This is a genomic window from Arthrobacter sp. GAS37 (assembly GCF_044908325.1).
Lineage (GTDB): Bacteria > Actinomycetota > Actinomycetes > Actinomycetales > Micrococcaceae > Arthrobacter > Arthrobacter ramosus.
The window spans coordinates 19,828-34,517 of the sequence record NZ_JBIYDB010000010.1 but is presented as its reverse complement, the minus strand read 5'-3'; the positions used below and the strand labels follow the sequence as shown (position 1 = coordinate 34,517).

General features: G+C 65.6%; 16 protein-coding genes. 12 read left to right on the top strand and 4 right to left on the bottom strand.

Annotation, left to right across the window (positions count from 1 at the left end; translation table 11 throughout):
- Positions 1-111 precede the first annotated feature (111 nt).
- The 4 genes from ABH924_RS10610 to ABH924_RS10595 are packed head-to-tail and all read left to right on the top strand — an operon-like array spanning position 112 to position 3,404.
- Positions 112-915 (top strand): ABC transporter permease, encoded by an 804-nt coding sequence (locus ABH924_RS10610; RefSeq protein ID WP_404498649.1) that lies wholly within the window; start codon positions 112-114, stop codon positions 913-915.
- Positions 912-1,976: a sulfate/molybdate ABC transporter ATP-binding protein gene (locus tag ABH924_RS10605; RefSeq protein ID WP_404498647.1), complete on the top strand. Its 1,065-nt coding sequence runs from the start codon at positions 912-914 to the stop codon at positions 1,974-1,976. Before ABH924_RS10610 ends, ABH924_RS10605 begins: the two co-directional genes overlap by 4 nt.
- 48 nt (positions 1,977-2,024) lie before the next feature.
- On the top strand, positions 2,025-2,780 hold the full coding sequence (locus tag ABH924_RS10600) for a LysR family substrate-binding domain-containing protein (RefSeq protein WP_404498645.1): 756 nt from the start codon (positions 2,025-2,027) through the stop codon (positions 2,778-2,780).
- Positions 2,781-2,783: 3 nt separating this feature from the next.
- Entirely contained in the window at positions 2,784-3,404 is a 621-nt protein-coding gene (locus tag ABH924_RS10595; RefSeq protein WP_404498643.1) for a LacI family DNA-binding transcriptional regulator, read from the top strand.
- A gap of 95 nt (positions 3,405-3,499) precedes the next feature.
- Here ABH924_RS10595 and ABH924_RS10590 read toward each other — a convergent pair whose 3' ends face one another.
- Together ABH924_RS10590 and ABH924_RS10585 are read right to left on the bottom strand one after the other, a co-directional pair.
- Complete coding sequence (locus ABH924_RS10590; RefSeq protein WP_404498641.1) at positions 3,500-4,999, bottom strand: SulP family inorganic anion transporter; 1,500 nt, start codon at positions 4,997-4,999, stop codon at positions 3,500-3,502.
- 6 nt (positions 5,000-5,005) lie between these two features.
- A complete protein-coding gene (locus tag ABH924_RS10585) occupies positions 5,006-6,109 on the bottom strand; it encodes a GTP pyrophosphokinase family protein (protein ID WP_234753016.1) in 1,104 nt (367 codons plus the stop codon).
- A 153-nt stretch (positions 6,110-6,262) separates the two neighbouring features.
- On the opposite strand from ABH924_RS10585, the gene ABH924_RS10580 reads away from it, so the two are divergent.
- The 4 genes from ABH924_RS10580 (at position 6,263) to ABH924_RS10565 (ending at position 9,487) form a co-directional block, all read left to right on the top strand.
- Positions 6,263-7,072, top strand: coding sequence for an alpha/beta hydrolase (locus ABH924_RS10580; RefSeq protein ID WP_234753018.1), 810 nt, complete (start codon positions 6,263-6,265; stop codon positions 7,070-7,072).
- A 69-nt stretch (positions 7,073-7,141) separates the two neighbouring features.
- On the top strand, positions 7,142-8,110 hold the full coding sequence (locus ABH924_RS10575) for a carbohydrate kinase (protein ID WP_404498639.1): 969 nt from the start codon (positions 7,142-7,144) through the stop codon (positions 8,108-8,110).
- Positions 8,107-8,631, top strand: coding sequence for a YbhB/YbcL family Raf kinase inhibitor-like protein (locus ABH924_RS10570; protein ID WP_404498637.1), 525 nt, complete (start codon positions 8,107-8,109; stop codon positions 8,629-8,631). The genes ABH924_RS10575 and ABH924_RS10570 overlap by 4 nt, the downstream gene beginning before the upstream one ends.
- Before the next feature lie 46 nt (positions 8,632-8,677).
- Positions 8,678-9,487 (top strand): HAD family hydrolase, encoded by an 810-nt coding sequence (locus tag ABH924_RS10565; protein ID WP_234753021.1) that lies wholly within the window; start codon positions 8,678-8,680, stop codon positions 9,485-9,487.
- Between the two features lie 33 nt (positions 9,488-9,520).
- Here the strand turns inward: ABH924_RS10565 and ABH924_RS10560 are convergent, their stop codons facing one another.
- Positions 9,521-10,795, bottom strand: a complete 1,275-nt coding sequence (locus tag ABH924_RS10560; RefSeq protein ID WP_404498635.1) for a LuxR C-terminal-related transcriptional regulator — start codon at positions 10,793-10,795, stop codon at positions 9,521-9,523.
- Positions 10,796-10,934: 139 nt separating this feature from the next.
- Between ABH924_RS10560 and hxlB the strand changes: the two genes are divergently transcribed.
- The 4 genes from hxlB (at position 10,935) to ABH924_RS10540 (ending at position 13,469) form a co-directional block, all read left to right on the top strand.
- The gene (gene hxlB, locus ABH924_RS10555; RefSeq protein ID WP_404498633.1) at positions 10,935-11,537 is read left to right on the top strand and encodes a 6-phospho-3-hexuloisomerase; all 603 of its coding nucleotides are present in this window, start codon (positions 10,935-10,937) and stop codon (positions 11,535-11,537) included.
- Between the two features lie 54 nt (positions 11,538-11,591).
- Positions 11,592-12,215: a 3-hexulose-6-phosphate synthase gene (hxlA, locus tag ABH924_RS10550; protein WP_234753024.1), complete on the top strand. Its 624-nt coding sequence runs from the start codon at positions 11,592-11,594 to the stop codon at positions 12,213-12,215.
- Positions 12,216-12,396: 181 nt separating this feature from the next.
- Entirely contained in the window at positions 12,397-12,645 is a 249-nt protein-coding gene (locus tag ABH924_RS10545) for a hypothetical protein (protein ID WP_078107057.1), read from the top strand.
- Positions 12,646-12,683: 38 nt separating this feature from the next.
- The gene (locus ABH924_RS10540) at positions 12,684-13,469 is read left to right on the top strand and encodes a glycerophosphodiester phosphodiesterase family protein (protein ID WP_404498631.1); all 786 of its coding nucleotides are present in this window, start codon (positions 12,684-12,686) and stop codon (positions 13,467-13,469) included.
- Here the strand turns inward: ABH924_RS10540 and ABH924_RS10535 are convergent.
- Positions 13,411-14,688 (bottom strand): RNA polymerase sigma factor, encoded by a 1,278-nt coding sequence (locus tag ABH924_RS10535; protein WP_404498629.1) that lies wholly within the window; start codon positions 14,686-14,688, stop codon positions 13,411-13,413. The genes ABH924_RS10540 and ABH924_RS10535 overlap by 59 nt on opposite strands.
- Between the last annotated feature and the right edge of the window lie 2 nt (positions 14,689-14,690).

Genomic DNA, 14,690 nt, shown 5'->3' with positions numbered 1-14,690 from the left:
CAGGGAAGTGGCACAGCCGCTGTTCTAGGATGAATCCATGCCGCACATAAGAGTCGCCGGGGCCGCCCGGAAAGTCCTGGTGACGCAAGCCTCGGCGTACCGTAGGCGTTGATGAACTTCAGCGGGATTCCACGGTGGGTTTATGGCCTTGCGGTAGTTGGCGGTTTGTTCGTCCTGTTGCCGCTGGCCGCCATGGTCGCGAAGGTCAATTGGGCACAGTTCATCCCGCTGGTGACCTCCGATTCCTCGCTGACGGCGCTCGGGCTGAGCCTCCGTACCTCCGCCGCGAGCACCGCGCTCTGCGTTGTCCTGGGCATCCCCTTGGCGCTTGTCCTTGCCCGCCGGCCCTTCCGCGGGCAGCGGCTCCTCCGCGCCTTCGTCCTCCTGCCGTTGGTGTTGCCGCCGGTGGTGGGCGGCATTGCGCTGCTCTACACGTTCGGGCGGCAGGGTCTTCTGGGGAAGAGTCTTGAGCTCGCGGGCATCCAGATCGCCTTTTCGACGACGGCGGTCGTCCTGGCCCAGACGTTCGTCGCCCTGCCGTTCCTGGTAGTCAGCCTCGAAGGCGCCTTGCGGACGGCCGGCAACCGCTACGAAGCTGTTGCCGCGACGCTCGGCGCCCGCCCCACCACCATCCTGCGGCGCGTGACCGTACCCATGGTCCTCCCCGGGCTCGCGTCCGGGGCGGTGCTGTCCTTTGCCCGAAGCCTGGGCGAGTTCGGGGCGACACTGACTTTCGCAGGGAGCCTGCAAGGTGTCACTCGGACCCTGCCCCTGGAAATCTACCTGCAGCGCGAGACCGACGCGGACGCCGCCGTCGCCCTTTCACTCGTGCTCGTCGCCGTGGCCGTGATCGTCGTCGGGCTGTCCTACGGGCGTCCGCACCGCGCGGACATTCCCGCGGAAGCGGCCGCATGAGTTTCCACATCGACGCCACGGTCCGCGCCCGCAACCTGGACGTGTCGTTGAGCCTCGGACAGGCGGAAACCGTGGCGATCCTCGGACCCAACGGGGCTGGAAAGTCGACGCTGCTTTCCGTCGCGGCGGGACTCGTGCGGCCGGACGCCGGCTCTGCCCGCCTGGGTGATCAGGTTCTCTTCAACCTCGACGGCGGCAGCCGGGTATGGACCCCTCCGCACCTTCGCGGTACGGCGCTGTTGGCCCAGGAGCCGCTGCTTTTCCCACACCTGAGCGTCTTGGACAACGTGGCTTTCGGCCCGCGTAGCGCAGGGGCTTCCCGGGCGGAATCACGCGAAACTGCGCGGCACTGGCTCGCCGAAGTCGACGCCACGGAGTTCGCCGGGCGGAAGCCCGGGCAGTTGTCCGGGGGACAGGCCCAGCGTGTTGCGGTGGCCCGCGCGCTGGCGGCCAGTCCCGAGTTGCTGCTCCTTGACGAGCCGATGTCCGCGCTGGACATCCACGCCGCCCCGCACTTGCGCCGGCTCCTCAAACGCGTCTTGTCCGGACGTCGCGCCCTGATCATTACCCACGATGTCCTGGATGCCCTCATGCTCGCGGACCGCGTGATCGTCATGGACAAGGGCAGGATTGTGGAGGAAGGCGCCACCCGTGAGGTGTTCCGGCGTCCGCGAAGCCAGTTCGCCGCCGGCCTGGCCGGGGTGAACCTCATGGCGGGCACGGTCACGCAGGACGGACTCAGGACGTTCGCCACCGACGAGCTTCCCGGCCTCCATGTCGCGGGACACCTCGATGACGAAGCGGAACCGGGCCAGCCTGGCGTCGCCGCCTTCCCGCCGTCGGCCGTTTCCATCTTCCTGAACGCCGCCCACGGCAGCCCGCGCAACTCTTTCCCGGTTGCAATCACGGACCTTGAACCGCACGGGGACCACATCAGGGTCCGGGCCGGCGATCTGGCAGCGGACATCACGCCCTCTGCCTCCGCCGAGCTGGGACTGGAACCCGGCTCCCGCGTCTACTTCGTGGTCAAGGCCACGGCGGTCCAGGTGTACGCGTCGTAGCTTGGTCCGGCGCTGCGTTGGCTACCGCGTGCGCGGTACTGTGAACTGGTGCCTTCCGATCAAGAATCCCTGCCCGCCGTCGGCGCCCCCGACCGCTCCGACGCTGAAAACAGCGGTCCCCGGGAGCTCACTTTCGCCTATGTCGCCGGCGTGACGCCCGGGAAATGGATCCGGCGCTGGGAAGAGCGCATGCCCGATGTTCCGCTGCACTCGTTCATGTCCGACGACGGCGCGCAGCTGGAGGTTCTGCGCGATGGTTCCGCGGATCTCAGCTTTGTGCGCTTGCCGGTGGATCGCGATGGACTCCACGTCATTCCGCTCTACGAAGAGCAGCCAGTGGTGGTGGCCCCGAAGGGTCACGAAATCTCGGTGTTCGAAGAGGTGGCGCTGGACGATCTCGCGGAGGAGAACTTCCTGGATGTCGCCGGTATGGGCGGGCCGGAGATGGCCATGCAGGTGGTGGCCTCGGGGGCCGGTCTCGTGATCCTGCCGATGTCTGTTGCCCGGCATTTCAACGTCAAGGACACCGTGGCGCGGCGCCTGACAGGGGCCGAAGGGACGCAGATCGCGCTTGCCTGGCCGAGCGACTCCACCAGCGAGGTCATCGAGGAATTCATTGGCATTGTCCGTGGCCGGACCGCGCAGAGCTCGCGGCAGCCTTCGGCACAGCAAGAGAAGCCCAAGAAGGCACCCAAGCTGGACCGGCGCGGCACCGGCGCCAAAAAGCCGGCGGTGGCTCAGCGCTACGCTCCGAACCCCGACAAGGGCCGGGGCAAGGGCTCCCGCAAGAAAGGAAAGCGGTAGGCAATGGGACTTGGAGCGAAGCCGACCATCCGGGACGTCGCCAAGAGCGCCGGCGTTTCCCTCACTACCGTGTCCTATGTCTTGTCGGGGCGACTCGGTGGCACCACCCGCATCAGCGACGCAACACAAGAGCGTGTCCAAGCCGCGGCCAAGGAACTTGGTTACGTACCGAACCAGGCGGCCCGCGGAATGCGCCGCGGCAAGACCGACCTCGTGGCGATTGCCATCGGAGACCTGGAATGGCCGTGGGACCGGGCCCTGGCAACGGCCGCCGCACGCATTTTGCCCCAGCATGGCTACCAGCCCGTGATCCTCATCGGCGAAGGGTGGCGGCGGTTCATGCTCTCCGGCGGTGCCGACGGCGCCATCATCGGGGCTCTCCCGCCCGGCACCCTTCTTGACCTCACGGTGGGCGAGCTGGCCCGGCGCGGAGTAGCACAAGTCATCATTTCGGACACCATGCAGCCTGCCGGCTTCGATGTCCTGGCACCCGGATCCGCGGGCGGGACCCCGGAACCGGAAGCCCTCGAAGGCGCTATTACCCTGCTCCTCGATCGGCTTGCCGGACGCACCATTGGAGCGGGGACCACGATGGCCGCGCCTTGGGAGTTCAAGACCCCGTAGCACCCAACTAGCTCGCATTTGTTGTCGTTTTGAAGGCTCATAACGACAACAAATGCGAGTCAGTTGGGGGGCGGAGCTGGTTGGGCTCGGGGACGTTAGCCTGCGTTGAGCTTGCCCGCGAGCCGTTCGCGCATCCGGACGCTCGCGGCGTTGAGGCCAATCAGCTCCACCTCCCGGCCGTGCCGGCGGTATTTTTCGGTAACGGAATCCAGTACGGCAACGGTAGAGGCATCCCAGATATGCGAAGCGTGCAGATCGATGACCACGCGATCGATTCCCTCCGAGGAATCCTTCGCATAGTCGAACTGCGTGTAGAGGTCGTTGGAGGAAGCGAAGAACAACTCGCCATCAACCGTGTAGCTCGCCACGGTCCTGCCGTTGAGCTCGACTTCGCTCCGTTCCACCGTGGCGAAATGCGCCACTCGGCGGGCAAACAGCACCATGGCCGTGAGAACGCCGGCTCCTACTCCGATGGCCAGGTTGTGCGTCGCCACCACCACAATCACCGTCACGAGCATGACGCCGGTCTCGGACTTCGGGAGTCGCCTGAGCGTCGTGGGCCGGATCGAATGCCAGTCAAAGGTGATGAGGGAAACGAAGATCATCACAGCCACCAGAGCTGCCATGGGAATCATACCGACCACGTCCCCGAGTACCACCACAAGCACCAGCAGGAACGCTCCGGCCAGGAACGTCGACAGCCGGCTGCGGGCACCCGAACCCTTCACGTTGATCATGGTCTGGCCAATCACGGCGCAGCCGCCCAAGCCACCCAGGAAACCGGTGACGATGTTGGCAATGCCCTGGCCCCATGAGACCCGGGTCTTGTTGGAGCGGGTGTCCGTGATGTCGTCCACGAGCTTGGCCGTCATGAGGGACTCCAGGAGGCCCACGAGCGCCATGGACAAAGCGAACGGGGCAATCGTCTGGAAGGTCTCCCAGGTCAAAGGCACGTTGGGCAGGAAGAAACCGGGAAGGCTGTTGGGGAGTTCGCCCTTGTCATGCACCGTCGGGACGCGGATCCCGGACAGCGCCGTGACGAGGGTGAGGGCGACGACCGCCACCAACGGCGCGGGCACCGCCGTCGTGATTCTGGGCAGACCGAAGACGATCAGTAGACCCACGGCCACAATCGGGTAGACCATCCAGGGAACCCCGATCAGCTCGGGCAACTGGGCCATGAACACCAGAATGGCCAAGGCGTTCACGAATCCGACCATCACCGAACGCGGAATGAAGCGCATGAGCCGCGTGACACCCAGGACCGCCAGGACGATTTGGAAGACCCCGGCCAGGATGACCGTTGCGATCAAGTAGTTGATCCCGTGATCCTTCATGACCGGGGCAATCACGAGCGCGACGGCGCCGGTGGCCGCGGAAATCATGGCGGGCCGGCCACCTACGATCGCCGTGGTGACTCCCATGGTGAAAGACGCGAAGAGCCCGATCCGTGGATCCACGCCGGCGATCACAGAGAACGCGATGGCCTCTGGAATGAGCGCAAGTGCCACCACCAAGCCGGCCAGTGCTTCCGTCTTGAGCCTCCGGGGCGAGCGCAGGGTGAAACGGAGGGACTGGAGCTGCTCGGGTGTCATGGGTCCTTAGCTGTTGGTCAGGCGGTACCGCTCAATCTGCTTGAGACGCCGCTGGAGGCTGTCCCGCCGGGGGTGGGGGGCGACGTCGGGCGCCTCAGCGGTGAGGTCGATGTGTTCAGTGCCGTACTGCCACAGCAGGAGGTCATCCAGGAGGCGGTCCGGTCCAGGGGAGTAACGGTGGTCCAGGGCTTTGCGGACCTCGGTGATCCGGTTGGCGCTGAGGAGTCCGGCGAGTTCCACGGTCTTGTTCAGTCCGTGGGCCGCAAGGAGCTCCGCAGCCCAACCCCAGTCGTCATCAACTTTACGGTCAACGTGCGGAAGCAGCGTGCGCCAAACGTCCCGCACGCGATTGGGGGTGAGGGGCATGGAACCCTCGCCATCGAGATCCCAGTAGCCGCGGACTTCCTCGTAGCGCTCGTGGAGGTCGGCGAAGGCGCTCTCCACGGTTTCGAGCATTGCCGCTGTGGCGGTGAACTGGCGGTCGAAATGCGGCGTCCAGGCGCGCGGATCCTCAGCCTTGAAGCGGATGTCGTGTTCGATCTCGCTCCAGGCGTGCGCAAAGACCGTACGGATCTGGCATTCGAAGAAGTAGCTGCCGTTCGGCGGAATGTCCGGATTGAAGACCTGCTGGTATGCCTTCACGGACTCGTTCTGGATGGTGCGGAGGATAAGGTGGCGGCTCGAGTATCCGTAGGTGCCGGACTCGATGGAGCCGATGTCCTTCTCAAGGTCGCCGCGGCAATCGAAAAGCTGGCGCTGGCGCTTGATCAGGTTGGCAACCGCGGCGTTCTCGGCCGGAAGCTTGGTGATGACGCGCAGCCCCACCATGTCGTTCAGGGTCCGGAACGGGTCGGGGAACTTCAGCACCCGCGGACCCCCCTCCAGGGGCACCTCGGTGCGGGAAATCTTCTCTCGGAAAGATTCGACCGTCTTGGTGCGTCCCGTGACGAAGAGGGGCACGGACTCGCTGTTCTTGAGCATGTCACGCAGGGTCAACAGGACGTCGCGGGTGACGAGTTTCAGGGCAGGACGGACGCGCTCGTAAAGCTCAACGTTCGCCTGTACTGATTCGCGCAGCTGAGGATCCAAGCTGTCCCAATTGCTAGCCATGCCTCCAGCTTACGGGGGAGTGCCGACAGTGAAGCGGAGCCGGACCCGGCCACGCGCCGTCGGGCGCTCCATTGCCTATGTCGGAGCGGAAACCGCGACGGCTCCCGCTCCGCGGCGCTCCTCCGCGATAGGCTCGGCACAAAGGAGGACACGATGAAGCGGCACAAGTACTACTACGGCCAGCACTCCAGCCAATGGGGCGAGCTGTTCGTACCAGATTCGCTGCAGCCACACCGCACTCGACCCGACGGAGTGGTGGTGGTGATCCACGGAGGCTATTGGCGCTCCCAGTACGGCGCGGAACTCGGTGAGCCGATTGCCAGGGACCTCGCTGCGCATGGAATAGCCGCCTGGAACCTTGAATACCGGAGGGCAGGAAACGGTGGCGGCTGGCCGCATACGTTCGAAGATGTACTCGATGGGATCGACCATCTGGGCGAGATTGCCGGCAAGCATGAACTCAATCTGAACAAAGTGGTGGCGCTGGGACACTCCGCAGGCGGCCATCTCGCGGTCTGGGCAGCGGGGCGGGAAAAGCTCTCGAAGATCGGCGCCCCGGACGCCGACCGGCAGCTCCATCGGCATGACAACGGCGCCGCAGTCCGGCTGACCGGCGTCGTGAGCCAATCCGGTCTGCTGAATCTGGCCGACGCCGAGCGGCTCAACCTGAGCAACGGCGCCGTCGACAACCTCATGGGTGGCGACTCGGTGAGATACCCCAAACGGCATATCTATGCGGACCCCATGAGGTCGCTGCCTCTCGCCGTTCCCGTCTTCGCAGTCCACGCCGCATCGGACGAGGATGTCCCGTGCAGCCAGTCCGAGGCTTATGTTGCCGCAGCCACGGCTTCCGGGGGCGCGGCCCAGTTCCTCAAGGTGCCCGGCGACCATTTCGACCTGATCGACCCCAGGGCCGTTGCGTACAAGAAGTGCCGGGAGTTGGTGCAGCGGCTGCTGGTGTGACGGATTGCTGACAAAGTCACCGGCTGTCACCGCGAGACGCGCACCACATCCGCATGGCAGAGTTGTCCCATGCTGACAGTCATAGGTGAGGCGCTGGTTGATGTCGTCCAGCGTTCCTCGGGAGTCGAAGCCCACGTGGGCGGAAGTCCGCTAAACGTTGCCGTGGGTCTGGCCAGGCTGGACCACGCAGTCCAGTTCATCGGCCGCTTCGGCAAGGACGCCTACGGGGAATCGATAGCGGCCCATCTGCGCTCCAGTTCCGTCATGGTTCCGCTGCCGCCGGACGAGAGTCCCACCAGCGTGGCCACCGCCCTGATCGACGACGACGGCGCGGCCAGCTACACCTTCGACCTCGCCTGGGAGCTCCCCGGCCTCGCCGATCGCCTCCCGTTCATGCTTCAGGGGACGTCACTCCTGCACACGGGCTCCATTGCCACCATGTTGGAGCCGGGCGCAGCGGACGTCCTTGCCGCCGTCGAGCATGCCCATCCGAACGCGACGGTTAGCTTCGATCCCAACTGCCGGCCCAGCATCATCAAGGATCGCGACTATGCGCGCGCCCAAGTAGAGCGTTTCGTGGCTCTTGCCGACGTGGTCAAGGCATCCGATGAGGACCTCGAGTGGCTCTATCCCGGCGTCGACGTCTTGGAATCGGCCAGGCGTTGGCTGGGGCTGGGCGGCAGTGGGGGACCCGCCGTCGTGGTGGTCACGCGGGGTGCAGACGGCCCCTGGGGCGTCACGGCCGCGGGCGAGGCCCGGGTGGACGCCCCAAAGGTACAGGTGGCGGATACGGTGGGTGCGGGCGATTCCTTCATGGCCGCTCTGCTCTCGGGGATCGTTGACCGCGGACTGGCAGGGGCCCAAAACCGGGAAGAGCTGCACGCCATGCCCGCCGAAGTGCTCGAAGGGATCCTCAACCATGCGGCGCGCGCCGCGGCAATCACGGTCTCCCGGCCGGGCGCGAACCCGCCCACGCGCGCGGAACTCAATGCCCTGGGCGTCCCGGAGTCCAGTGCAAGCGTCGAAAGGCAGCCATGAGCTACGCCGACCTCCCACAGGTCCCTTCCTTCCATGTCGCGAGCAAGTCGCTCAAGGACGGTGACGCGCTCAGCAGCGCCCAGACGAGCAAGCGCTTTGGCGTGGCCGGCGGCAAGGACGAATCCCCGCAGTTGAGCTGGAACGGAGCCCCGGCGGGCACCAAGGGTTACGTCGTCACCGTCTTCGACCCCGATGCCCCCAGGGCCGGTGGCTACTGGCACTGGGCCGTGGTCAACATACCGGCCGGTACGAACTCCTTGCCGGCCGGTGCCGGCGTTCAGGGCGGCTCGCACTTGCCGGCGGGCGCGTTTCAACTAAAGAACGACGGCGGGTTCCCTGGTTATCTGGGTGCCGCGCCTCCGCCGGGGTATGGCCCGCACCGGTACATCGTGGCCGTGCACGCCGTCGACGTCGAAGAGCTGGGTCTCGACGCCGGTGCCTCCACGGATGCGCTCGTCCGGAAGCTGGCAGCACACACGTTGGGCCGGGCCGTCATCACGGGCCACTTCGAGCGGCGCTAGCTTTGGGGCGAGGTCGACGGCGGCTGCCCCCACGTAGACTGACATAATGCGGCTCGTAGCAAGTGACATTGACGGCACCATCCTCGGCCATGACGGCAAGATCAGCAGCCGCACCATCCGCGCTTTCCATGCCTGCCGTGACGCGGGCATCGAGGTGGTGTTCGTGACAGGGCGGCCGCCGCGCTGGCTTTACCCCCTCCGCGAGCAGATCGGCCACAGCGGGATCGTTATTTGCTCCAACGGGGCCGTGGTGTGGGACCTTGAGGCGGACAAGCTGATTTCGGCCAATGCCTTGAGTATCGACTCCGTGCTGGAGGCCCGCCGGATCATCAAGCAGCTCCGGCCCGACGCCTTGTTCGCGGCCGAAACCCTCACGGGATTCCACCTTGAGCCGGGTTTCGTCGAGAACCCAACCAGTGAGCTCCTGGCCGAGTTCACGCCCGCTCGGTTGGATGAAACGCTCACCGCGGATGACGCCGTCGTGAAGTTCCTTGCGGTGACGCGCAGCGGCACGCCGGATGATTTCCTGGCAAAGGTCCAGCCCGCCGTCGCGCATCTTGTGGAAACCACCCACTCGGCGCCGCGGACCGCACTCCTGGAAATGTCGGCGCCCGGTATCAATAAGGCCGTCACGCTCGCTGAATATGCGGCATCCCGGGGCATCGAGGCCGCTGAGGTGGTGGCTTTCGGTGACATGCCCAACGACGTCGAGATGCTGCGCTGGGCGGGCGACGGGTACGCGATGGCCAGCGGCCACCCGGAGGCGATCAGCGCCGCCGGCCAGCAAGCACCGCATTTCGACGACGACGGCGTGGCCCAGATCCTCGAGGCAAAGCTCGCTTCCCTGCGGGTCTAGTCAGTCCTGTACCGGGCCGGCGCGCACCGGCCGCTAGTTCGGCGCCCGCAGCCCGTGGCTGTGCGCCAGTGCAATGGCCTCTGTTCGTGAACCGACGCCGAGCTTCCTGAAGATATTCCTGACATGGAATTTAACGGTGTTTTCGCTGATGTGCAGCTTGGCGGAGATGGCACGGTTGCGCTGTCCGGCCGCCAACAGTTGAAGAACTTCCATTTCGCGCTCGGCCAGGCCCCATCCACCGATATCGCCCACGGGGGCTGATGGTGGGTCCAGCGGCAGGACCACCTGCACGTCCGCTCCCCAGCCGGCCATGACCTCGACGTTCATCCGGCCATCCAGCGCTGCCACTCTGCTGTTGAGCCGGGCGATGTTGGGCGAATCCGCAGTCAGTTCACCCAGGCCGTCGTCGCGCACATTGATCAGGAGGTTCACGCCGTCGCAGTCCCACTGCACCCGGACACGCCTCACCGCGGGCTGCTCCACGATGGCCAGCACCAGACCCCGCACGATCGCCCGGGCAGCATGCGCGACTTCGCCGGGCAAGGCGCGGCCGTTGACCGGTGGTTCGATGAACTGGACGTCGAGCCCGCTGAAGTGCATGAGTGGCCGCAGGTCCTCCCGCAGCCTTTCAAACGCGGTGGCCACAGGCTCTTCCACGAGATCCGATGTGCGGTCGCTCAACGTCCGCAGATTGACGAGCGAGGTCGCGGCCAGGTCCGTGACGGCCTTGCGGGCCGCGGCATCGTCAAGGGAGCTTGATCGTAGCGCCGCCAACATCGTCTCGAGCGTGGTGGAATGCCTGTCCACGAGTTCAGCAGTGACGCGGAGCCGCTCGGCGGATGCCGCCCGGGATTCCAAGAGGTACGACGGCGGAGCGTCCGCCACCTTCTCCTGGATGCGCCGCGCCGTCAGTTGCCACAGGTAGTCAAGCATCCGCAGCGCCGACTCACGCTCCAGCGGTTCCTCGGGCAGGACCGGCTCAGTCAGGGTCAGCAGCGCACTGGTCTCGGACGTCAAGGCAAGAACCGGAAGCTGGCCTCCGGCGATGGTCGCTTCTCCCTGCCAGGCCTCGCCTTCCGCTACATGGGAGCGCAACTGGTCCAGTTCGGGAATGGAGACACGGCTGATGATGCCTTCCGCCCCGGCCTTCTTCTGGGGCCGGCCAGTGCAGTCTTCGGTGAAAATGACCAGCGCGCTGCTGCCCACGTAGGGCAGCGACGCTTCACGAAGTCGCTCGGCGATACTCATCAACGGGGCGTTCGCGAGTGCGGCAACCGCTTCGAGGAGTGTCCAGGTGCTTGGAGTCATCCCGCCACTGTAGCGCCCCACGTCTCGCGCCTACTACCCAAACGAGTAGCTAAGACTGCCCATGCACAGCGTTACGCCTATCCGTTCAATCCTGAACGATTGATTCAAACGGAGCATTCACCTGAGCAGGAGGTAACGCATGACCACCACCGCCGAGACTGTCCACGCCGCATCGGATGTCGAGCTAAGCCTGGCCCTCGTGGGCAGCGAGATCGCGGAAACGGCCGCTGAAGTGGACCTGCGGCAACTGTCCCGCTTGGCCACGGAAGTCCAGACCGCTGGGAACTCGGCCACCGGCCGGATCTTTGTTGCAGGAGCCGGCCGCAGCGGCCTTGTCCTGCGGATGGCCGCGATGCGGCTGATGCACCTCGGCTTCGACGTGCACATCGCGGGGGACACCACGACGCCGGCCATCCGCTCGGGTGACCTCCTGCTGCTTGCCTCGGGCTCCGGGACGACCTCCGGTGTCGTGCGCGCCGCTGAGACGGCGTCCAAAGCCGGCGCCAGGATCGCCGTGTACACCACGAACGCAACGTCCCCGCTCGCGGAACTGGCCGACGTCGTCGTCATCATTCCTGCGGCGCAGAAGACAGACCACGGGTCCACAGTGTCCCGCCAGTACTCCGGCAGTCTATTCGAGCAGGTCCTCTTCCTCGTTGCCGAAGCAGTGTTCCAGACCCTGTGGGACAACGACGCAACCCCGGCCGAGGAACTCTGGCTCCGCCACGCCAACCTCGAATAGCCCCTGATTCCATCGCACCAACAGCACAACAAACTACGGAAAGAGAACCCCTCCATGAAGCTGCAAGTCGCCATCGACGTCCTCACCACCGAAGCTGCCCTCGAAATTGCGGGCAAGGTGGCCGAATACGTTGACATCATCGAACTCGGCACTCCCCTCGTGAAAAGCGAAGGCCTGTCCGCCGTGACCGCCATCAAGGAAGCCCACCCGGACAAGATCGTGTTCGCCGACCTCAAGACCATGGATGCCGGCGAACTCGAAGCCGACATCGCTTTCAAAGCCGGCGCGGACCTCGTCTCAGTGCTCGGCGGCGCAGACGACTCCACGATCGCGGGTGCAGTCAAGGCAGCCAAGGCCCACAACAAGGGCATCGTGGTGGACCTGATCGGCGTGGCGGACAAAGTGACCCGTGCCAAGGAGGCCCGCGCCCTCGGTGCCAAGTTCATCGAGTTCCACGCCGGCCTCGACGAGCAGGCAAAGCCGGGCTACAACCTGGATGTCCTGCTGAGCGCCGGCGAGGAAGCCCGCGTGCCGTTCTCCGTGGCCGGCGGCGTGAACCTGTCCACGATCGGAGCCGTCCAGCGCGCCGGAGCGGATGTCGCCGTCGTCGGCGGCTCCATTTACGGAGCCGACGACCCCGCGCTGGCCGCGAAGCAACTCCGCGCCGCGATCATCTAGGGATCCCTTTCCGACCGGGCGCTCCCAACTAGCTAACAGTTAATGTCGTTTTCAGGCCTCTAAACGACAACAATTGCTGGCTAGTTGGGAGCGCTCACCCATTACACAGCTTCAGTCCAACTGCCGTTCAACTAGTCCCCGTATGCTCTTGCCGTATTCGATGCCGATCACAGGGGACATGATGGCCAAGAGAAAGACGACGGGGTGGCCCGAGGCCCCCGTTCGCCGCGCAGTGCCGGCCGAACATTGGAAGCAGTTGCGCCGCGGAGACCGCGTGAGCGTCAAGCTCGCGCCGGGGTTTGAGAACCCCGGCCAAGTGGACGCCGTTTCGAGCGACCACAGCGTGGTCTGGGTAAACCTCGACGGCGGCCGCGGCCGCACGCTGGTGCACTGCGGCGACGGCGTGGAGATCGTCCCGCAGGAATCCTGACGGGGTCGCGGGCGGCACGGCCGGGTTACGCTACCCGTGTGAGCTCGCATTTGCCCTTCTTCAGTCGCCCGGACGGACAATCCGCTCCGCTTGCCTTCGCGCACCGCGGGTTTTCGCCGGATGGCTTTGAGAACTCGGCCGCAGCATTCAGGGCCGCGCTTGAGCTTGGCATCACGCATCTTGAAACCGATGCCCGCACCACTGCCGACGGCGTGGTGCTCCTTTTTCACGACGACACCCTCGACCGTGTCACAGATGCCCACGGCCCCATCTCCAGCCTCAGCGCTGCCGAGATTGCCAAGGCTCGCATCGGGGGCCGCGAAGCAATTCCCCACTTGGCAGACGTCCTGACGGAATTCCCCGAGGCGCGGCTGAACGTCGACGTCAAGGATTGGCATACCGTCAAACCCCTCGCCGGAGTCATTGAACAACTCGATGCCCATGACCGGGTGCTGATCGCGAGCTTCTCCGACCGACGTCGTCGGGCGGTCCTGCGCCTGCTCCGCCGCCGCACGGCGTCTTCAGCTGGAATCGCCTGCAACGCTGCCTTTACTCTTTTGGAACCGCTTCTTCCGGACCGCTGGCTGCGGAAGATCCTGCACGACGTCGATGCCCTCCAGGTGCCGGTCCGCTACGGCCCCGTGACGGTAGTGACGCCCGGTTTCCTGCGGCGCGCGCATCGGTTTGGGCTGCAGGTTCACGTCTGGACAGTCAACGATCCCGCCGAGATGGCCAGGCTGCTGGAGATGGGAGTGGACGGCCTGGTCACCGACCGTGCGGATCGTCTGAAGTCGGTGCTGCAGCGCCGGGGCCAGTGGTGGTGAGCGCCCGGGCGCGTGCCGCCAGGAAGTCCCGCTCGGCGTCGTTATCGGTGCGCTCCCGCGCTGCCCGGTAGGCGGCGACAGCTTCGTCGTCACGGCCCAAGCGTCGGAGGAGATCCGCCCGCACGGCGTGGAACAGGTAGTAGTTGCCCAGTTCAAGCACGTCGACGGCGGCAAGCCCCGCGGCGGGTCCTTCCACCTCCGCGAGGGCAATGGCCCTGTTCAAGGCGATCACCGGGGTCGGCTCCATGGCCATGAGTTGCCCGTACAGCGCCAGGATTTGGCGCCAATCCGTGTCCGCGGGTTGTGCGGTATCGCTGTGCACAGCGTTGATGGCAGCTTGCAATTGGTACGGTCCGGGCTGGTTCCTCTTCAGGCATTCCCGCACCAGCAGTTGCCCTTCCGCTATTAGATCGGAGTCCCAGAGGCTGCGGTCCTGGTCCGCGAGGAGCACCAGGCCGCCGTCGGAACTTGTCCGTGCTGTGCGGCGGGCATTTAGCAGAAGCATGAGGGCCAGGAGCCCTTTGGCTTCGGGCTCATCAGGCATGAGTTCCATGATGAGCCGGCCGAGGCGTATAGCCTCGCGGCAGAGGTCTTCGCGCACCAGCCCGGCCCCTGAACTTGCCGCGTAGCCCTCGTTGAAGACCAGGTAGACCACCGCCAGCACCGACTTCAACCGCTCCGGCAGCTCGGCCCCGCTCGGTACCCGGTAGGGGATATGGGCATCGCGGATCTTTCCTTTCGCCCGCACCAGGCGCTGTGCCATGGTTGGCTCGGGGACGATGAAAGCGTGGGCGATTTCGGCGGTGCTGAGCCCGCCCAGGAGCTTGAGTGTCAGGGCCACCTGCGCGGCCCCGTTGAGTGCGGGGTGGCAACACGTAAAGATCAGCCGGAGCTGGTCGTCTTCCACGGTGTCCACATCGATTCCTTCGGGTTCATCGCCGCGTTCATCGCCGTGCAGGAGCGCGGCCCGGGCGAGTTTCTCCCTGCCGGAGGCCTCGCGGCGGAGCCGGTCGATGGCGCGGTTGCGGGCCGTGGTGATGATCCAGCCCGCGGGACTTGGCGGCAGCCCGGCGTCGGGCCAGCGCGCCACGGCCTCGGTGAAGGCATCCTGGACCGCGTCTTCGGCGGCATCGATGCTGCCCAAAACGCGGACCAGGACAGCCACGGAGCGTCCATACTCTTCGCGGAATATTTGTCCGATCTCAGAAATATGGACCATGG